This window comes from Rhodococcus sp. BE178, assembly GCF_050433545.1.
Classification (GTDB): domain Bacteria; phylum Actinomycetota; class Actinomycetes; order Mycobacteriales; family Mycobacteriaceae; genus Prescottella.
Genome location: NZ_JBNPXA010000007.1, coordinates 106,400 through 125,846 on the forward strand (window position 1 = coordinate 106,400; position 19,447 = coordinate 125,846).

14 protein-coding genes are annotated in these 19,447 nt (G+C 65.5%); 4 read left to right on the top strand and 10 right to left on the bottom strand.

Translation table 11 applies throughout. The features are described from left to right. Nucleotides 1–37 precede the first annotated feature (37 nt). From J2X34_RS14700 to J2X34_RS14710, 3 genes are all read right to left on the bottom strand, one after another. Nucleotides 38–562 carry a DUF3558 domain-containing protein gene (locus tag J2X34_RS14700; RefSeq protein WP_429518015.1) on the bottom strand — a complete coding sequence of 175 codons (525 nt, stop codon included), beginning with the start codon at nucleotides 560–562 and terminating at the stop codon, nucleotides 38–40. A 127-nt stretch (nucleotides 563–689) separates the two neighbouring features. Next, complete coding sequence (locus J2X34_RS14705) at nucleotides 690–1,430, bottom strand: DUF429 domain-containing protein (protein ID WP_429518017.1); 741 nt, start codon at nucleotides 1,428–1,430, stop codon at nucleotides 690–692. Between the two features lie 21 nt (nucleotides 1,431–1,451). Then, a complete protein-coding gene (locus J2X34_RS14710; protein ID WP_429518019.1) occupies nucleotides 1,452–2,078 on the bottom strand; it encodes a maleylpyruvate isomerase family mycothiol-dependent enzyme in 627 nt (208 codons plus the stop codon). 97 nt (nucleotides 2,079–2,175) lie between these two features. Between J2X34_RS14710 and J2X34_RS14715 the strand changes: the two genes are divergently transcribed. Next, on the top strand, nucleotides 2,176–3,555 hold the full coding sequence (locus tag J2X34_RS14715) for an FAD-binding oxidoreductase (protein ID WP_429518021.1): 1,380 nt from the start codon (nucleotides 2,176–2,178) through the stop codon (nucleotides 3,553–3,555). A 9-nt stretch (nucleotides 3,556–3,564) separates the two neighbouring features. Here J2X34_RS14715 and J2X34_RS14720 read toward each other — a convergent pair whose 3' ends face one another. From J2X34_RS14720 to J2X34_RS14730, 3 genes are all read right to left on the bottom strand, one after another. Then, nucleotides 3,565–4,653: an AAA family ATPase gene (locus J2X34_RS14720; RefSeq protein WP_429518023.1), complete on the bottom strand. Its 1,089-nt coding sequence runs from the start codon at nucleotides 4,651–4,653 to the stop codon at nucleotides 3,565–3,567. Continuing rightward, the gene (pnuC, locus tag J2X34_RS14725) at nucleotides 4,653–5,276 is read right to left on the bottom strand and encodes a nicotinamide riboside transporter PnuC (RefSeq protein ID WP_429518025.1); all 624 of its coding nucleotides are present in this window, start codon (nucleotides 5,274–5,276) and stop codon (nucleotides 4,653–4,655) included. The genes J2X34_RS14720 and pnuC overlap by 1 nt, the downstream gene beginning before the upstream one ends. Nucleotides 5,277–5,609: 333 nt before the next feature. Beyond that, on the bottom strand, nucleotides 5,610–5,804 hold the full coding sequence (locus tag J2X34_RS14730) for a hypothetical protein (protein ID WP_114722266.1): 195 nt from the start codon (nucleotides 5,802–5,804) through the stop codon (nucleotides 5,610–5,612). Between the two features lie 18 nt (nucleotides 5,805–5,822). Between J2X34_RS14730 and J2X34_RS14735 the strand changes: the two genes are divergently transcribed. The 3 genes from J2X34_RS14735 (at nucleotide 5,823) to J2X34_RS14745 (ending at nucleotide 9,212) form a co-directional block, all read left to right on the top strand. Continuing rightward, entirely contained in the window at nucleotides 5,823–6,392 is a 570-nt protein-coding gene (locus tag J2X34_RS14735) for a hypothetical protein (RefSeq protein WP_114722267.1), read from the top strand. Continuing rightward, nucleotides 6,385–7,248, top strand: a complete 864-nt coding sequence (locus J2X34_RS14740; RefSeq protein ID WP_429518028.1) for a DUF6339 family protein — start codon at nucleotides 6,385–6,387, stop codon at nucleotides 7,246–7,248. Before J2X34_RS14735 ends, J2X34_RS14740 begins: the two co-directional genes overlap by 8 nt. Before the next feature lie 113 nt (nucleotides 7,249–7,361). Next, nucleotides 7,362–9,212, top strand: coding sequence for an ATP-binding protein (locus J2X34_RS14745; protein WP_181818798.1), 1,851 nt, complete (start codon nucleotides 7,362–7,364; stop codon nucleotides 9,210–9,212). A 2-nt stretch (nucleotides 9,213–9,214) separates the two neighbouring features. Here J2X34_RS14745 and J2X34_RS14750 read toward each other — a convergent pair whose 3' ends face one another. The 4 genes from J2X34_RS14750 to J2X34_RS14765 form a co-directional block, all read right to left on the bottom strand. Further along, complete coding sequence (locus J2X34_RS14750) at nucleotides 9,215–11,386, bottom strand: UvrD-helicase domain-containing protein (RefSeq protein ID WP_429518030.1); 2,172 nt, start codon at nucleotides 11,384–11,386, stop codon at nucleotides 9,215–9,217. Next, nucleotides 11,383–11,796, bottom strand: coding sequence for a hypothetical protein (locus tag J2X34_RS14755; RefSeq protein ID WP_429518032.1), 414 nt, complete (start codon nucleotides 11,794–11,796; stop codon nucleotides 11,383–11,385). The genes J2X34_RS14750 and J2X34_RS14755 overlap by 4 nt, the downstream gene beginning before the upstream one ends. A 614-nt stretch (nucleotides 11,797–12,410) precedes the next feature. Next, a complete protein-coding gene (locus J2X34_RS14760; protein ID WP_429518034.1) occupies nucleotides 12,411–15,821 on the bottom strand; it encodes an SNF2-related protein in 3,411 nt (1,136 codons plus the stop codon). A 248-nt stretch (nucleotides 15,822–16,069) separates the two neighbouring features. Then, complete coding sequence (locus J2X34_RS14765; RefSeq protein ID WP_429518036.1) at nucleotides 16,070–19,447, bottom strand: Swt1 family HEPN domain-containing protein; 3,378 nt, start codon at nucleotides 19,445–19,447, stop codon at nucleotides 16,070–16,072.

The following is a 19,447-nucleotide window of genomic DNA, read 5'->3' on the forward strand; positions in this document are numbered from 1 at the left end:
GTCGTCATGGCTCCCCCATCTAGCTATCGAATTGACTCTAAGCAGGTAGGTATCCGACCAACCCCCGAGTCGCACGAGTCGCTATGACGCAGGGATCCTCGACTACGGCATCGACCCCGAGGTAGGAGACCGAGATCAGCACGGCGCCACCACTGGTTCCCACCGCAACGTCACAACTCCTGCGATCCGTATCCGCGATCTCACGGTATGAGAAGCCACTGCGGCCTTCGAGATCAACCGGGGTGAACTCAGTGTTCTTCTGATTCGCTCGAACGTCGTCGAGTGAATGGTTCGTGGCGAACACACTGAGCGACGGACCAGCGCCCATCCACCCGCAGATGTTCCACCCTGGCTGCTTTACACCCATGATGTCCCGCTCTTTCGTCGTCGGATCGACTCCGAGCGAGCGAACAACATCATCCGGAATGTCATCGCACGGACTGAACGCCGGTTCGCCCGCGGCGACGCCCTCAGTTTCGGCGTCCCCCGACACGGCTTCCGAGCCGCATCCTGCCAGTACCAGTCCCGCACTGATCAGCCCCACGGCAGCAACCCAACGCACCCGGCACCCCTCCTTCACCCCAAACCCGCTCCACCCTAAACAGACGCGCGGGACTCGCGTTCGGTTCCACCCGCGGGAGGTGCCGCTTCGCACCAAGGCCGGACCTCCTGGTTCGACCAGCAGCCCGTCAGATCAGCGACGACAGCGCCCCATCCGGAAGGTGAATCCATCCCTCACGCTCTGCGATATCCCTGGCCGCCGATCCCGGAAGCCCGGTCCGCCCGATCGCGGCCGCCCTCGCGATCACCGCCGCCACCACGGCGTCGAACGCGTCGTCCGACGTCACGCACCGGCCGCGGAACTCGCCGAGTTCGAGCCCAGGCAGCGCTTCCTCGAACCGCCCGACCAACTCCTCGAGGTTCGCTCGATTGACCGCGCCCTTGTATCCGCGAAACGGCAGACCCCAACGCTGCAGCGCAGCCGCCGGATAGACCTCGACCACCGTCCCGTCGACACGGTTCACGTCCATCCCCGTGATCGTGAGCTGGGCCAGCAGGCCCGCGCATCGCAACGCCACGTGCGCGATCAGGTCCGCCGAGACACTCAGCGGCACGATGCCGGTCACCTCGTGGACGACGCGGTCGGTGCGCCGACGCACGAGCGGCAACCGGCCGGCCCGACTGTTGAGCTCGAGCTCGCGCGACGGCTCGCGACGATGGTGCGCGACCACGAACTCGACGAACGCGTCCGGCCACCCGAACGGAGCGTCGATGCCGCACTTGTCGGCGCCCGCCACGGCCTCGATCAGCTGATCGTCGGTCGCACCGAGTCGCAGATCGACCACCCGCGCAGTCTCACCCTCCCAAACCACGCTCGCTACTGCGGTTTTCGACGGTTCGGCGGCCAGATCGATGCCGACGGTTCTCATGCCGTCACGGTAGCGGCCACGTCACCGCATCACCGGAAGCACCTGACCGCTCGTCCGCCCCGATGCCGCCTCGATGAACGCGCGCGGATCCGGCACCGCCGCCAGCACGTCGCGGGCGCGCTCGAGCGCCTCCGTCTCCGGTGCCGGACCGCCGACCGCGTCGACGACGTCGAGCAGATGCACGGTCGCCTCGAGGATCGCCATGTCCATGAAGGCGCCCAACGACACCGAGCCGAGCATCGGGTGCGGGATGACGGTCTCCCGCGTCAGTCCGGTCAGCCGCGCGAAGGCGTCGGGCAGTTCGACGTCGAACCGCTCGACCAGCGTCTCGCGTCGGGCGTCGGCCGCCAGCTCGCGGACCATCTCGGCCAGCTGCGCGTGCATCGGTTCCGCGGCGACCGGGTCAGCATTGAAGACGCGGAGCATCTGCGCCGCGCTGGTCACCTCCGCGACACCGTCGGATGCGGGCTGGGCGAGCATCGCGATCATGACATCGGGCGTGACGTGGACGTAGAGGTCGCGCACGGTCCAGCCGGGCAGTCGGGTCTCGGTCGTCCACTGCTCGTCGGACAGCTCGCCGGCGCGCTTCGCCCACGCCCGCCACAGTCGGATCAGCAGATCCCGGTCCCCGTCGAAGCTCGATGCCACAGCGTTCCCCCTCTGTTCGGTTTGGTTTCCGTGTCCGACGCTAACGGCGTTGGGTCGCCTTCGGTCGAAAACCGGGCATCCGGGGGATGATGGATTCATGACGACGGTCGATCCCGCTCTGCTGGACGAACTCATCGACGCACTGCCCGACGGTTCGGTGCTCACCGACCCGGACATGATCGCGGGCTATCGCCAGGACTGGGCCGCGGACCCCAACGCCGGCACCCCGATCGCCGTGATCCGCGCGACCTGCACCGAGGACGTGCAGGCAACGATGCGGTGGGCGTCGGCGCACCGGGTGCCGGTGGTGCCGCGCGGGGCGGGGTCCGGATTGTCGGGCGGGTCGAGTGCCGTCGACCGCGGCATCGTGCTCAGCACCGAACGGATGCGGGAGATCACCGTCGACCCGGTCACCCGCGTCGCCGTCACCCAGCCCGGACTGCTCAACGCCGAGGTCAAGCAGGCCGCCGCTGAGCATGGGCTCTGGTATCCGCCGGACCCGTCGTCGTTCGAGATCTGCTCCATCGGCGGCAACGCGGCCACCAACGCGGGCGGCCTTTGTTGCGTCAAGTACGGCGTGACCACCGACTACGTGCTCGGCATGCAGGTGGTACTCGCGGACGGCACCGCGGTGCGTCTCGGTGGGCCGCTCCTCAAGGACGTCGCCGGGTTGTCGCTGACCAAGCTGTTCGTCGGCAGCGAGGGCACGCTCGGCATCATCACCGAACTGACGCTGCGCCTGATCCCGGCGCAGCCGCCCGCGTCGACAGTCGTCGCGTCGTTCGACTCGGTCGAATCGGCGGCCGACGCCGTCCTCGCAATCACCCGCGAGCTCCGGCCGGCCATGCTCGAGTTCATGGACCACGCCAGCATCAACGCCGTCGAGGATTCCGTCCGGATGGGCCTGGACCGCAACGCCCGCGCGCTGCTGCTCGCCCAGTCCGACGCCCCCGGCGCCGCCGGCGCACAGGAGATCGCGACCATCGTCGCCGCCTGCGAAAAGCACGGCGCCACCGAGGTGTTCGCGACCGACGATCCCGCCGAGGGCGAGGCCTTCACCGCCGCACGACGATCCGTCTTCCCCGCCGTGCAGGCGATGGGCAGCCTGCTGCTCGAGGACGTCGGTGTTCCGATGCAGGAGTTGCCGCGTCTGATCACCGGCGTCGAGGCGATCGCCGAGGACTGCGACGTCCTGATCTGCACCGTCGCGCACGCCGGCGACGGCAACACCCACCCGCTGATCGTCTTCGATCCCACCGATCCCGACATGACCGACCGCGCCCGTACCGCCTTCGCCCGCGTCATGGAGTTGGCAATCGCCCTGGGCGGCACCATCTCCGGTGAGCACGGCGTCGGACGACTCAAGCGTGACTGGTTGCCGGGGCAGCTCGGCGAGGATGTCATGGAGCTGAACCGGCGGATCAAGACCGCGCTCGACCCACTGGGGATCCTCAACCCTGGTGCTGTCCTGTCCTGACCCCACGTTCTACAGCGGCGCCCCGAACGACGACCCTTGCGCCAAGGCGAGATCGGCCACCCGCACCGCGAGATCCACCCGCTCGGACAGCGGACCGGTGAGCAGCACCCAGGACCGCCCGGTCGCCGTCAGCGCGTCCTCGAACCACCGCGTCATCTCGGCACGCACGTGTTCGCCGTCGCGGATGCCGTCCTGCACGAACGGGACGCCGACGTGATCGGTGAGCAGGTAGATCGCCGGCCGGTCGACGACGCCCTCCCAGGCGCGCCCGCTGTCGGTTCCGAGGTAGCGCCGCTCCCAGACGGTGGTTGCGAAGGCGTCGGTGTCACAGATCAGCACAGGCGAGCCGGTTCGGGCGGCGCTCTCTTCCATCCGTGTCTGTTCAACGGCGATGTGCGCGAAATCGTCACCGCTCCAGGTCAGCTCCTCCACCGCGGCGTCGGGGCGCGTCACACGGAGTCGATCTAGCTTGTCGAGGGTGGCCTGCCGCCCGTATTCGGGCACCCATCCGGTCCGCGACCACACGCCGCCGCGGTCCCGAAAGCGGCTCGCCAGGGCTCGGCTGACGGTCGTCGTCCCGGTCGACTCCGCACCAATCACGACGACGCGGGTCGTCAGCCCGGCACGCGCAGCCTCGCCGAGTTGGTCCCAGTGGCCCGCGAGGTCGGCGCGGCACCCGGTCCCCGACACCGGGTGCGCGACCCGGTCGGGGTCGACGCACACGTGGGTGGCCGAGAACCAGTGGGCAAGCTCGTCGCCGTACTTCTCGCTCGACACCACCGCGTCGATCGGTGTGGTGTCGACCTGCCGCACTGCCGCGCGCATGCAGGCGACCTGCGCCGCCCACACCGCGGTCGATTCGAGGTCCATCGGTGCGTCGCAGGCGATTCCGGTGACCCGCACCGCCGGATCGCTCGCGTGCGTCTGCCGCATCCAGGACACCCGGTCGGCGAGCGGGATCGACTCCGCCGCCGACGCCATCACCACGACCGTCACGCGCTCCGCAATCCGCGCTGCCCACCGGACCAGGTGGTGGTGTCCGCGGTGCGGCGGATAGAACTTGCCGATCACCAGGGCGTGCCGGTGCGTCGTGGTCATCACGCCACCGCCGGCACGAGTTCGGTTGCGCGACTGCGCCGCCAGGCGAGCAGGCCGCGAACGCACAGCAGCAGGAACCCTGCGTAGAGCAGGGCCGTCAGTGTCAGCCCCTTGTGCAAGTACAGCGGGATGTAGATCAGGTCGGCGGCGATCCACAGCAACCACGACTCCCACCGCTTGGTTGCCTGCCCCCACGTCGCGAGCAGCGACAGGACCGTGGTGACGGCGTCCCAGAACGGGACCGTCGACGACGTCGCGGTGTCGAGAAGCATCGTCAATGCGGCGGTTCCGGCGATTCCCGTGGCGGCGAGCCACATCCATTCGGTCCCGGTGGTACCGGTGACCGGCAGCGTGTCCCCCGCTCGTCCTTGCACCCAGTTGCGCCATCCCCACACCGCGAGCGCGATGTAGACCACCTGCAGCCCCGAGTCCGCGAAAAGCCCTGCGGTGGCGAACAGCAGGATCCACACCAGGTTGTTGGCGATGCCGATCGGCCAGTTCCATATCGACTGACGGCCCACCAACCACACGCACCAGGCTCCCGTCACGAAGCCCAGCACCTCCGCCCAGCTCGTCGGCGCACCGAACGCGGTGAACGCCGTTGAGTTCAGAAAATCGATCATCACCCCTCCTTGGATCTGCACTGCCCGAACATTAGCGCACATCTGCGCTAACTCGGCATCCGGGTAAATGGATGGTCCGCGAACCTCGTTCGATACGACCCCCGCGCCGAACTGAACCAACGACGATTCGCGACTGCCCGTCGTTCCCCGGGCTGTCGAGCGTCCTGCTCGTAGACGACGCGAGGGCGCTCGTCTGGACGCGGCGCTCCCACCTGCTGCGCGGACACGACCGCGCAGCGATCAGTACGTTCTCTCACAGGGCGAATCCGATTCTGGGCCGCTCCGCCACTCGCTTCAGCTGATCCAGAAAGATGGCGTGCCCGCCCCGGTCCGTCACATCACGTTCTCTCGATGCCGGGAGAGTTCACGAGCAAGCACATCAAACCGTGGATGCCGCGACCAGGCATCACGGTCCCCGATGACGTACAGCCGCTTCTTCGCCCGGCTGACCGCAACGTTGACCAGATTCGGTTTCGATGCGGCCCACCGTTTGGCTCGACGCTCGTCACCGAGGTCGCGTCGGTCCACGGCGGCGCTCCCCGGGTCGTGGGACGCTCGATTCCCTGGACGATCGTCGTCGAACCGGGATCCGCACCCGTCAAGCCGGGACAGCCGCCGATCTCCCAATCGTGGATCGACTTCGGTGCGCCCGACTCGCCGCTGGTCGCACGACAGAGCCCCGACGCTCCGGCGGTGCTAGATCTGTCCGCCGCCCGGCCGATGCTGCTGCTGAACAGCGCGATTCCCGGGTTCCAGGATCTGTTGTCGTCGGAGACGGCGAAACTCGAGCGCCGGCGGACGAGGGAGCTCCTCGGTTCGCAGATCGCGAGATACACCCTGGCGACGCTGTTCCGTGCCGCGGCAGTGGAGATCGCGAGCGAGGACGACGAGCCGTCGCCGCCCTCCGACCCGCTGTTCCGCCAGGTTTGCGAGGCGGTCGCCGACACGATCCCCCACTTCGCTTCCGTCGACGAGCTGTATCAGCGGCTGCACGACTCGCACGGCAAGCGTGCCGAATCCGCGGAGTTGTGGACCCATATCGACGTCGCGATCGACGTCCTCGCGGGTGTACCGAACACCCTGGCGATGGTGACCGAGGAGATCCGCCGTGGCTGACCACGAAACCCTGCGACGCTATGTCCGCCGCCTCGACCCCGCTACCCGATCCCAGCTCATCGTGGACAACGCGTGGCTCAGCAATTCCGAAACCGTCGCGCGACGTGGTGGGGCCGCGATCGGGATCGGCGTCCTCGCCGGACTCATGGAAGAGTTCTCTGCACGTCTCGACACGTGGCGTGATCCGTCGACCAGTGACGGATGGCTGGCGCCGCGACTGCACTACGCCCTGCGTCTGACGCGGGCTGAAGCGTCCGATCCCGACGTGTGGACCTGGCTGGCGGTCCGATTCCACTGGTACGTCGAGTGGCGTTGGGATGGCCGTAAGGGCATCGTCGAGAACCGTTGGCGCGGCGAGATTCACAAGCAGGCGTTCGCACGACTGTGGTGGGGCGCCGAACTGTTCCGCAACGGCGCCGACTACGGTCCCGTCGTACGCGCGTTCATTCGCCAGGATCTGCCCAACAGCTACCTCCATCGCCCACTGGTCCGGTGTCGTTCGCTCGCTCTCGCCCTCGTCGACGTGATCTTGCCTAGGGACGGAGAGACCGCGCTATCAGCCGATGACGTGAACGACCTTGCCCGCGTGCTCAATCTCGTCACAGCTGGCTCGCTACCGGAGGTTCAGACGAACTTTCAGCGCGACGATTCCCGCAACCTTCAGACTTGGGTGCGCAACGGGGCGTCGGCGGCCGACTGGGACGAACTGCCCGTGGGTCCCCCGTGCGCCGACACAACAAGCGAATCACTCGCTGGTGGGCGAATGCTTGCTGAGCGGGGGCGGGAATTCGCCCACGAAGCGGCAGAACGTCTCAACACTCGATCCGCGAAGCGTCGAGCCACAGCGACTCGGTGAGATGCCGAACCCGTGGCTCCTGTCCGACATTCTCAGGCGTCAAGCATCCGACCGTCACACGCTTGATAAGTTCGTCCGGTCTTGAGTGAGATTCGCGAAAGGAACTGATCAGGGTGGGGACTCCAACCGACGACGAGTTGCGGGAACGATTTGCAGGCAAGGCGGCCGATCCTGTCATCACGGAGATTCGCTTCCCCCGATACAAAGCGTTGGCGCCGAACCTCACAATCACCTTCACTTTCCCGATCACCGCGCTTGTCGGCCCAAACGGCTCGAACAAGTCGTCGATTCTTCACGCGCTGTATGGCGCTCCGAGCGGGAAGAGCCTGTCTGACTTCTGGTTCTCAACAGCTGTCGACGACATCGACAGTCGCACTCGCGCCAATGAGAGCACGCTGCAACGCTTCATCTACAAATTCCGCACACACGTGAAGGATCGATCGATCATCGGCGAGTGCCGGAAGGCACGAGGCAAGAAGCCGTATCGCCAAGTCGAGGTTCCGAAAGCACTCGCAACGAAGAAGGACCCGGACTACTGGGAGTCTACGAAGCGGGTGGCGGTCGACCACATGGCCGACATCCCTGTTGATGATCCTGAAGTCGCGCACCTGCTCTCCGACACGAAGGTTCGTTGGAATCCAGTCCCGAAAGATGTCGAGTATCTGGACTTTCGGTCTGAGCTCTCTGCATACGACAAGTACCTCTACCATGCAGCGGAGGATCAGTGGACCAAGATGGCCAACGGCAAGAAGTTTCGCGTACTCGACAGAGCCGAAGGCCTCGCACGGGCCTTCGAACAGCGAGCACGAGCAAAGGACAATGAAAGGATCCTGGAGCCCGTCCGTCATCTTTCCGATAGCGTGGTCAGCGACATCTCACACATCCTCGGGAAGAAATTCGCATCCATCAAGATCGTCAAACACAAGTTTTATTCTTCGACCGGCTACTCCGCGAAACTCCGCCTCGCCGATGGCGAGTATTCCGAAGCGCACGCCGGCAGCGGCGAGTTCGCGATCGTGCGGCTTGTCGACGCAATATCCGAGATGGACAACAACGGGCTTCTCCTCCTCGACGAACCCGAGGTATCGCTGCACCCGGGCGCCCAGAAGCGCCTCGTCAACTTCCTGAAACGACAAGTAGTCCGTAAAGGCACACAGGTCGTCCTGTCGACCCACTCCCCTTCCATCGTTGAGGAACTCCCAGCCGAAGCGATCAAGCTGCTGAGCGCGGACCCAGAGACCGGTGAGGTCTCCCTGATCTCGGATGAGACGCACCCGAGTCAAGCCTTCTTTCACATCGGACATACGACAGGGCTGAAGAACAAGCGAATCATGGTCGAGGACGCACTCGCCGCTGAGATCGTCTCCCGCGCAATCACTGTCCACTGCGACGATCTCCGCGGCATTATCGCGCCCGTGATTTTCCCTGGGGGTGCAGGAAACCTTGTCACGCATTCCCTTCCTGCACTCGCACTCGCCAAGGCCACTGACGTCGTGATGCTCCTCGACGGCGATCAGCGTACTGACAGCGCCGACTGGACGGAATGTGACCGAATTCCTGCCACAGCGCAGAACCGCGAGCTTTGGCAAGAGTTGGCAAAGAAGCTCCTCGGATGCGTACCAAAGCACTTCGCGAACACCAAAGGGCAGGAGGTTGACGACGAAAGCGTCGTGAAGAACCTTCGCGACATCCTGTTGTGGGGCCGTGACAACATCTACTACCTCGACGGCAAGGTTCCAGAAGCCGCGGTCCTGGCTGAAACCGAGGACTGGGATCCCGAGTCAAAGACCCGGGAGTCCAAGGCCCGATTTGTTGAGATCGCCAGAGAGACCTTCGGACACTCCGCGTCTGCTCGCGTGTCGTCCACCGACATCCTCAGCGCTCAGCGCATTCGACTGAGCAAGCTCGACGAGTCGAGCCCACTGATCAAGTCCGCTTACGCCGCGATCGACGCAGTGCGCTAGGTCTACAGGGAGGTGGTGGCGAGCGTGGACAGCTCCTCCGTCCACACCACCGCCAGTCTCTCCCGAGCCCGCGAGCCCGCGACGTAGAGGACGTTCCGCAGCTTGCTCTCTTCCAGCTCTCGCGCCGGGCCGGTCATCTTCTGCACATAGTAGGGAGGGAACGAGTCGGCGCCGAGCCGAGCCAGCATGACTGCGCGGAACTCCAGGCCCTTCGCACGGTGCATGGTCATCACGCGGACCGCGTCGCCGAGCTTGTCCTCGTCGGACTTGTCGGTGACGACGACGCTGCCGATCCCGCTGGCCTCCAGCGATTCGGCGATCTCGCCGACGGCCTTGTTGTCGAAGGCGAAGACGGCGACGTCGGACGGCGCGATTCCTTCCTTGATCCACTCGTTGATCTGCGCGGCGATGCCCTTGTCCTCGTCGCCCTGGCTCTTGAACTGCTCGGTCTCCGGATCCGGCCCACCGAACACCGATCGCGCCCCGGCGAGGGTATCGGAGGCGAGGTCGAGATCATCCACGTCCTGATCGACGACCTGCAGGCACCACTGCAGGATCTCCCTCGAGGTCCGATAGTTGACAGTGAGCCGGCGTGAACGACCGCGCGTCTCGATCCCGTAGCGGGACAACGGCGCCGGGCGCCCGTAGATGCGTTGGTGTGCGTCGCCGACGATGAACAGGTCGTCGGTTGCCGGCGCGATGAGGGCGCGCAGCAGCTTCCAGTGCGCGGGGTGCAGATCCTGCGCCTCGTCGATCACCGCGTGGCGGTAGCCGATCTGGTCCCGCAGCGCCGGGTCGGCGACCAGCATCGCGGCCGCCTGTGAGGCGAGCTGGGTGAAGGTCATCAGCCCCTGCGATCGCATCAGGCGTTCGAACTGCTCGATCACCTGCCACACGTCCGCACGCTGCGGCCGGGTCAGGCGCTGGCTGCGGCCGCTGCGGGTGACGCGGAGGTAGCCGGCCTCGTCCACGATCGCGTTGCCGAGAACCACCTGTGACCACTCGTCCGCGAGGAACGTCGTGTCCCACTGACCGACCGCGACCAGCGCCGCGCTCGACCAGAGATCGCGCACCTCGTCGGCGTCGGCCGAGACGAACTTGACGGAACTGACGGCCTTGCGGCGCGCGTCCGAGGCGGAAACCACCCGGCGGACCAGTGAGTCGATATTGACGACGTCGACCCGATCGACGATCTTCGGTCCCGCCAGCTGCTTCAGCTGGGACTCGATCGCGCGGGACAGGTTCTTGGTGAAGGTCGTGAACAGCACCTTCTGTGTGGACGAGTCGGCGTCGAGCCGACGAGCGAGATGGCGCGCACGATGGATCGCGGTCACGGTCTTTCCGGTGCCTGCGCCACCGGTCACGCGGAACGGCCCGTTCCAGCCCGAGTGCTGAGCGAGCTTGCGCTGCAGCGGATGCAGCCACACCCGCCACTTCGCGAAGTCACCCTCAAGGACGGCGCGGAGCTCTTCCTCGTTCTCGCCCTCGTACGTGGTGAAGCTGAGTCGCGAGAGCGGGCGCTGCAGTGCCGCCTCGATGTCGTCGACGTCGACCTCGCCCGGATCCTCGATCACCAGGTCCGCCCACACCTCGTCGGGGCTCTTACCGTAGGCGAGGTCGAGGACAGCGTTGCCCTGCGAGGACGGCAACGCGTCGGCGATCGCCATGAGGTCGTCCTCGTCGGTCACCTTCTTGAGCTGCTCGGCGATCTCGGGATCGACACCGAACCGTTCGAGGTCCTTCTGCTTGACCTTCGCGGGAATGATCGGCTTCGCGGACGGTTCCGCTGCCTCCGCGCTACGAGCCTTGCCGACCGCCTCCTCGAGCGCGATGGCGTCGAAGAGCTCGGCGGCGCCAGTCTTGGCGTTGACCTGGAGGGTGAGCTTGCTCGCGTAGTCGTAGGCGGCGTCGTGCTTCTTGACCGCCACGAGGTACAGGATGCTGGTGCCGTCGTCCTCACCCGCCGCGACCAGCACGGCGCGGTAGTGGTCGGTCACGCGTGCCGTGCGCACCCGGTTGTTCTGCGCCAGCTTTGGGATCTTGAAGTCGAGTCCGGGAGCCTCCGGATCCCGCTGGATCTTCATGATGAAGTCCACCACGCGCTGCTTGACGCTGCCCTCGAGCCGGTCGTACGAGCTGTCGAACAGGTCGTGCATCCGCACTTCGGCCTTCACTGCGTACTCCCCTTCACCGCATCCTCGATCTCGCGTGCAAGAGTATCCGGCTCGAACGCCCCCTCCGCGGAGGCCACCGTCCACCCGTGCTTCTCGAGCCACTCGTCACGGTCGGCATCGATGTCGACGACGACCGCGACCTTCGTATCCGGCCACGCCAGCTCGACCTGCCACACGGACTCGTCGGGTCCGACCTCGGCGCCCGCCTCGGGCACGTCGACGCCCTCCCGAGCCATGATCGCGATGAGCTGCGCGAGAACAGGGTCGGTGTAGTCGCGCACGAGCGACCACTCGGGACCCAGCTCGAGCCCCGCGTCCGCCGTCTTGCCCGGCACCGGGCCCGCCAACGGGATCAGCGTGCCCGCGAATGGGTCGTCCGACCGCCGGGTCCAGATCTCGGCCATGCGCATCGGCAGGTCGTGCCCCAACCGAGAGCGGGTGACGAACTGCAGGACGTTCGACCACCGCAGCCAGTCGTGCCAGTGCGCGACGTGCGTCGGGCCGCCGACCTCGAACGGGCTGTCGTCGAGACACTCAGCACGCCGAGCGTCGACATGTGATCGGTCGGGTCGGCGACGATCACGAGCGGCAGCCCTCTCAGACCGACACGAGGCACCACCATCACGGATCCCGCGGCGTCCGCCGTGGGCGTCTGTCCCGAGACGAACGAGTTCAGGCCCACCACGAGCGAACCGGGCGCGAGCATGATCGGCGCATCGGATCCGTGCTTGCCGGGGGCCACGAAGGCAAGTGCGGTTCCGTCCGCACCGGAACCCTACGCGTCGGCATCGGGATCGGCGAGATACTCGATTAGGAATCGATGGGGTTGCCCCACAACGCCTTCAACCACGGGTCGTCGATGTCGGCGCTCGCCGAACGCCTTCGGTGTCGAAGTCCAGGCCGGAGCCGTCATCGCCTTTCGGACCTGATCTGCACCGGGCACATCACAGCGCCGACACGAACAGGTAGCGCGGCCGGAGCTGTCGCCTATCCTGCAGCAGGCCCGAGGCCCGGGTTTGCACCACTATGGCGTGTGGATTCGCCTCGCTGCCAGGACAGCACGGCGTAGATCGGCGGGCGGCATCGGGTTTCGGAGCATCCTGCCCACACGATCAATGAGCACGTCCCCGGAGATCGACGCCTCCCCCTCCGACGCTATCCGGCAGTACTGTACGACCTCGTTCGGCGGAACAACGTCGATTGTCCGAGGGCCAAGTTCGCGGGCGATCGCTGAGGATTGCGTCGGAAGCCTGAAGGTAATCGGCTTGTTACCGGATCGCCCCAACGGATTCTCGGAAACGATCCGCCCAGTTTGCTCGGCAGCCGAGATGGCGCGGTTGAGGATTCGCGAGAATTCGTCGATGGGCCCGCGGCCCGATGCGCATTCTCGGTAGACCTGGTGGATTCGCCATCCCGTCACCGGGCCTTCCACGGACACGATCGAGACGACGTTGTCGATGATGCTGCCGGAAGCTGTCTTGGAGATCGGCGACAACGCCTGAAGAAATGCGGAGTACGGCATCAAGTCCGTGGACTCAGCAGTTGGGGTCCGCGCCTCGGCGTTTGCCGGCGCCAGTGCCGTGCCGCCAGCAAACACACGGCGCGGTGGCTTGGTGAACTGATCGCCTGCCGGTTGGACGGTCGCCTCGGGTCGCCGCTTGGGCGTCACGCTTGGGGCTGTGGGCGAATGCGTGGTGAGGCCAGTAGCTGCGGGTCTCTGTGCAGACGGCGCGGCCGAGCCACGCGCAGGACTCGAATTGTCCTGCACGCCATCAGCTGGTTTTGCCTGTTGCTGTGCCGACGCCGCTGGCACGGCTTGCCCGAAGAGCCGCTGGCGCTCTGCGGCAATGATGTCGCGTGCTAGTTCTGCCTCGGTCACGTCATATGCTTCCGGCGCACTCGCCGCGGTTTCACTCTCCCGAGCGAAGCTCTCGAACAGCTCCTTCTTGCGGGCCAGGATCTCTCGAACGCGTTGATCGACTCCCTCGTCTGACAGAAGCCTGTGCACCTGAACGGATTCCAGCTGTCCCATCCGGTGAGCGCGGGCGATGGCCTGCCATTCTGTGGTCGGTTTGAGCTGGGGCTCGCAGATCACCACGACGGAGGCTGCCTGGATGTTCAAGCCGACACCGCCGGCGACGATCTGGGCAACGAGAACGGCACCTTGGTTGGCGGCGGAGAACTCGTCAACCATCACCTGGCGTTGACTTGCGGCGACCGATCCGGTGAGCGGACCGAAAACCTGCCCTGGCATGTGTCGGGATACATCCCGAAGGATGTCGAGGAAGTGCGAGAAGACGATGACGCGTCGTCCGTTGGCTTCTGCCTCCTCGACCAGCTCAACGAGACGTTGCATCTTGGCCGACTTGATCCCTTGCTTCATCGCCGCCTGGCGCATCGCCATGAAGTTCCGGTCGTTCACTGCGGAGCTGTAGGCAGCGACGTCCTCATCCGACATCGTGACCCACTCGTCGACCTCGACCAGCTCAGGCAGCTCTGTGAGGACATCTTCTTGGTTGCGACGCAGATAGGCGGGGGCCACTTGGCGCCGAAACTTCTTGGGCGAGAATTCGTCCGCGTCCAGGGCAAGGTCTGGTCGAAGATAGCCGACGAGGTTGCGGAACTCGTCCAGTCGATTCTCGAGAGGAGTTCCCGTCAGAAGGATTGCCCGCTCACACGAATCCAGGATCTGGGCGGTCCTCTGAGTCCTGAGCGCGTCGGGGTTCTTGATGCAGTGCGCCTCGTCGACGACGACGCAGCCCAATGCTGGTTGTTCGACATTCTCGATCAGCCACCGCAAGGTTTCGAATGTGGTGACGGCAACGCCGCCCTTGCGCACCCACTGCTTGGATGCCGAGTTCCGATCCGGGCCGTGTAGCCGGTGCGCGGCAAGGTTCGACTTGGCGCTGACCTCGCGCACCCAGTTCGTCACCACCGCCGCAGGACAGATGACCAGGAAATGGTGTTCACCCTTCGCGCGTAGATGAGCCAGTACAGCGATCGCCTCGACTGTCTTACCGAGGCCCATCTCGTCGCCGATGATCACTTTGCGTTGGACCAAGGCGAATCGTGCCGCGAAGCTCTGATACCCGCGCAGAGAGGCCAGCAAGTGATCTGCTTTGAGGTCGAACTCGCGAACGGCCTCCACGATTTCCGCGGGGAGGTCGCCGTGCGTCTTCTCGTCGTCCTCGGTGATGAACCCGAGTTCGGCCAAGAGCGCGAAGTAGTCGGCGGGGCGCGCGAGAAAGTCGTCCCAGGGGTCGCCAGATTGGGCGGAGCCATGGGCTTCGGAGATCGCCGAGGCAGTCGTCACGACGGTTCGGACCGCGTCACGGTAGTCCTCAACGGTCGACAATGAGGTGGGTATGACGAGGGTGTGCGTCACGGTCGCGCTTATCGCCGCGGCGAACGGAGCCAACTGCTCGGCACGCGCAAGGTCGTCGGGTGACGCGGAGACTCGACGTGCTGCATCCCAGCTGCGGAGTCGACGCAGAAACTCGGTGTGCGCCGCTGTGCGATTCTTGATGTCGATGCGCATCGGCATCTCTTCGAACGTGTTGTGCCTCAACGTGCGTGCTGCTGCGCGGATCCTGTTGGCGGAGGTCTCGCCAATTCCTTCGAGCTTCTCGAGTCGGTCCTCGTTACACAGCACGGCGTGCACGGTGGTGATGTCGTTCTCGGTGAGTACACCGACGCGGATCCTGTCTCGGCTCGCCTCGCGGAGTCGCTCGACAGGCATTTCGGCCAGCATCCGATCGGTTTCGCTGTTCCGCACGGCGTTGCCGGCGTTCAGGGCTGCGCTACGCCGTTCCGCCTGGTCAGCAGCCGCCCGCTGGATGAGGATCACCGCGCTGGGCAGTTCGACAAATGACCGCGCGGCTTCGATGGCCGCACCCTTGCCCTGCTCAGGGAGCTCCTGCGCAAGTCCCACCCAGTCAGCGAGTGCGTCAGAGATACCGAGCGTACGCACCCGAGGGTCGTCGCGAGGAGCTGCGCGCTCGATCTCGTCGCGCAGTCCGCTGGCGAGGAACCATTTGTGGTACCCGGGCAGCAAGCGTGCGGCGCGGTTGGCCTTGTCCCTTGTACCGCCGAACAGAAGAAGCCGGCCGAATCCAGTCACCTTCTGCAGGTCGTCAGTGGCTTGGCCTACTTCCGCAACCAACCGATCCAGTTCCTTCTGAATGTCGGCGGGGATTCGCGGAAGGGTTGCCTTGGCTGCGACGGCCCTGATGGGCTCGCGGTCACCAGAACGAAGTGGGAGAAAGTGCCAGCTCATGCGGTTTGCTTGAGGTGCCCACACCACCCGCTTTTGCAGCTGTGTCGCCGCCTCGTCGGCGGCGGCGATCACCTGTGCTCGTGCATCGATCATCGCCCGAGCAGCATCGACCCAGCCACGTACCTCGTCGCCAACTGCCAGTGGCTCGTCGCTACCCATTGCTCCCGAACAATCGATCGATTCCTGCGCAGCAGATTAGCTGACCTAGCTGCAGCACGAAGATCCGACCCGAACGTTGCCGGAACCGTCGAATCTCATGCGCCAGCTATCTTCTGAGGATGATGTGTCAGTTCTTTCGCGGAGCACGTACACCTAGATCCTAGGATCTAGGTGTACGACTCCCTGCACACGGCGGCAGTTGCATGCTGGCGGCACCAGGGCATACCCGACAGTCCTGACCTGATCGCTCAGCTTTCCTCGAATCCGGACTGGTCGAACTTGAGGGTCCGCGCATTCTCGGAGACGGTTCGAACGCGGCTCTCGTTGAAGCCCTCGGAGTCGGTCGCCTCGATCTCGATCCGCACTGTGACGCTGGTGTTCTCACCGGAACGAAGGTGCGCGAGCACCTCGTCCGCAACGTTCTTGAACTCCAGTGCGATCTTGTCGGAGTTGAGGGTCTTCACCCCGTAAAAGCGCGTCGGCCAAGCGATGTCGACCTTCGGTCCGGGCCCGGGCTGCGGGGCCGGTCCCGGGCCAGGCTCCGGGCCGGGGCCGGGGCCGGGTACCGGCTCGGGACCAGGCACCGGTGTCGGCTCGGGGCCGGGTTCGGTCGAGCGCTGCTTCTCCGCGACGTCGGGGCGGACGAGAAGGAGCGAGTCGTTGGCGACGGGCGCGCCCTCCTTGTCCTCCGGCGTCCAGAGTCCGATGTACCGGCCGGCGGCCTCGTCGTATCCCGCCGCGAGTGCGAACGCGTCGGTCTGCCAGATCATCGGCAGGTCGAGGATGCCGGCGTCGAGAACGGTCCGGTCGCGCAGGCGCGGCATGTAGGGGTACTGCGAGTACAGCCCCCACAACGCGCCCAGTGTGACGTGGCCGTCCTTCCAGATCTGCGGGATCTTGCCTATCGCGAGTCTGATCGTCGCCGCGGCCTGCCTCGTCGAGAGGTCGCCGTCGCTGCCCAGGCGCCGCGAGACGCGGTCGGCGAGAGCGTCAGACTGGCCCTCGACCTTCGTCTCCCTGATCAGGAACGGCGCCCCCGGGTCCGGCTGCGCGGGAACCAAGGCCCACGTGAAGCTCTGCAGCAGACGCGCGGTGACCGTCTGGTCAGCCTGGGCAGCCCGCTGCGACGCCTGGTTCTTCTGGTTCTGAGTCAGATCGAGGTCGGCCTCGTTGGCGAGGACGTGCGTCCAGCCGAGGTAGTCGCGGGTTGCGCTGTCGAGTTCTTCGAGTCGCGCCTCGTCCGCTGCGAGGTAGACGATGGCGTTGCGGTGTGTCCGGTTCGAGCTGCCACGGTGCTCAGTGGCGTTATGCGCGAACTCCTTTGCCTCGGATTCTGTACCACGCTTGTGGGCGACCTTCGGATGCAGGATGACAAGTCGTGCCTCGTCGGTGTCGGGGATGTCCGCGTTCGACTCCGGGCAAACGTGGACACCGGCGAAGTCGCCACGCTTGCGGCCCTGGTCCTGGAGACGGCGGACGATCTCGGCCCACACATCTTCCTTGTGAAGACGCTCCGCCTGGTCCTTCGCCGTGCGCGTGATGTTGGGCTGGACGTCGTACCAGTACTTACCGGAGCCGGAGTAGAAGTACGTCGCACGATCACCGAGCTGTGTCAGCGCGGAGTGGAAGTTGCCGGGGACGTCGCCCGGAATGGCTGTTCCGAGGAAGACCCGTTGGGTGCCGATCCCCTTGTGGACCGACCCGGGTGCGATCGTCGGAGCAGCACCGAAGAAGACCGTGCGCGCAAGTCGCTTCGTCAAAGCCTGCTGGCCGAACAGAGGTTTGTCCTTGTCGATACGAGCCGGCTCGGAGTTCGAGCCGTCGACGTCGGCGTCGATGATCGTCTTCCAGGAGTCCTGAAGGTACTGTGTCAGCTCGGAGTTCACGTTCGCAGTGGCGAGCGGGATCGACGCTGGCATGATCAGCGGTGATTGAGCCTCTCCGACCCAGAGGGCATGGATGACGGTGCTCATCAGGCGCAGGACGCCGCGGGTGCGCTGGAAACGCTCGAGCGACGACCATTCCTCGTAGAGGGTGTCGAACAGCTCCGGGTGGATCGGGTAGGTCTTCTTGATGCGGTCCTCGTAGGCGGCGTCGCGTGATTCGCGTGGGAATTCGTCGGAGAACTTGCGGTACATCTCCACGTACGCGCGGGCGGTCGCACCGATCGCGGCGAGCGCCGCGGCGTCCGGCTGCTTGAACAGCCGCTGCTTGACGATGTGATAGGCCTCGTCGGACGAGGCCGGGCGCCACTGATCGGCGAGACGGCGAACGATGTTCTGGAGGCGCTTGAGTGCCTCCAGTCCGTTCTGTCCACCGACCTCTTCCGCGTTGCCCGCGACGATCTTGTCGTTGGCGTCCCCGGTCTCCGATGCCGGAATCGAGATCGCGAGCAGGACACCACTTGTGCCCTTAGCGGCCTCGGTGAGCAGCTGAGCGAACGTGAACTGGTCCTCGAACGTGCCGCCGGCAAGGTCGTCCCGACCAACCAGTGACCGCGCGTAGGCAACCCATTCGTCAATGAGGATGACGGCGGGCGCGTACTTGCCCAGCAGCGTGTGGAGTGCCTCGCCTGGGTGGGTCCGGTCTCGATCCGCCTTTGCCACGATCGCGTAGGCTTCCGGCCCACCGAGCTGCCACGCGAGCTCGCCCCACATGGTGTTCACGTGGGTGCCGTCATCCTTCGTGACGCCGGACGGGCTGAAGTGGTTACCGACAATCGCGACGCGGTTGACCTTGGTGGCCGAGTATCCGCTGGCGGTGAGAAGTTCCTGAGTCTCCTGTGGGAACTCACCCACGGGCAAACCCGATGCGACGTGCCACAGGGACAGCATCGAGTGAGTCTTGCCGCCACCGAAGTTGGTCTGCAGGTTGATGACCGGGGAGGCATTGTCGTCGCCGGCAAAACGACGCACAGCACGGCCAATGAGGTCGCGGAGGCCCTCGGTCAGGTAGGTGCGGCGGAAGAACTCGACGGGGTCGGCGTAGTCGGCGTCGACCTCGCCGCCTGTGGCGACCTTGTATAGGTCGGCCGCGAACTCCGAGGCGTGGAAGTTGCCGGTCGCGACGTCGTCATGCGGTTGGAGCACCTCGCGCCACGGCCGGAGGCCTGTGGCCTCGGGGTTGTCGACCGCAGCCTTGAGGACCTTCTTGTCGTCCTTGTCTGCGGTGACGCGACGAAGGTTGTGTCGGATCTCGCGGACCCGATCGGCGTCCTTCGCGGCACCGATCAGCTTGAGGAGTCTTTCGCCCGTGTCGAGGGCACGGTAGGCATCGTCATCGGTGAACGTGCCGTTGTGCGCCCACTCGTTGCGCACTTCGCGCAGCTCGCTGGCAAAGGTCTCACCGGCACGGCCGATGGCCTGATTGAACGGATACCACCCCTTCCTGAATCCGCCGGTGATGTTGCCTTCGGTCAGGATCCTGAACTGCACCTGCGGATCCAGCGCGTCGTATGTCTTTGTCGACGGAGCCCCATTTTTGCTGTCCTTGGCCTGAACGAGCGTGGTCCACACGGCCCCGAGCGCCGGATCACCTTGCCCGACGACGGTTGAGATGAAGTCATCGAGTGCCGGCGCCAGCACTTGGAACATGCGGTCGATACGGTCGCGGTTACTCAGGGCCAT

Excerpts from the sequence above, each read along its gene's own strand:
- J2X34_RS14705 (WP_429518017.1), bottom strand. The coding sequence starts at position 1,430 with ATGAGAACCGTCGGCATCGATCTGGCCGCCGAACCGTCGAAAACCGCA.
- J2X34_RS14715 (WP_429518021.1), top strand. The coding sequence starts at position 2,176 with ATGACGACGGTCGATCCCGCTCTGCTGGACGAACTCATCGACGCACTG.
- J2X34_RS14720 (WP_429518023.1), bottom strand. The coding sequence starts at position 4,653 with ATGACCACGACGCACCGGCACGCCCTGGTGATCGGCAAGTTCTATCCG.
- pnuC (WP_429518025.1), bottom strand. The coding sequence starts at position 5,276 with ATGATCGATTTTCTGAACTCAACGGCGTTCACCGCGTTCGGTGCGCCG.
- J2X34_RS14755 (WP_429518032.1), bottom strand. The coding sequence starts at position 11,796 with ATGCGCATGGCCGAGATCTGGACCCGGCGGTCGGACGACCCATTCGCG.
- J2X34_RS14760 (WP_429518034.1), bottom strand. The coding sequence starts at position 15,821 with ATGGGTAGCGACGAGCCACTGGCAGTTGGCGACGAGGTACGTGGCTGG.
- J2X34_RS14765 (WP_429518036.1), bottom strand. The coding sequence starts at position 19,447 with ATGGCCCTGAGTAACCGCGACCGTATCGACCGCATGTTCCAAGTGCTG.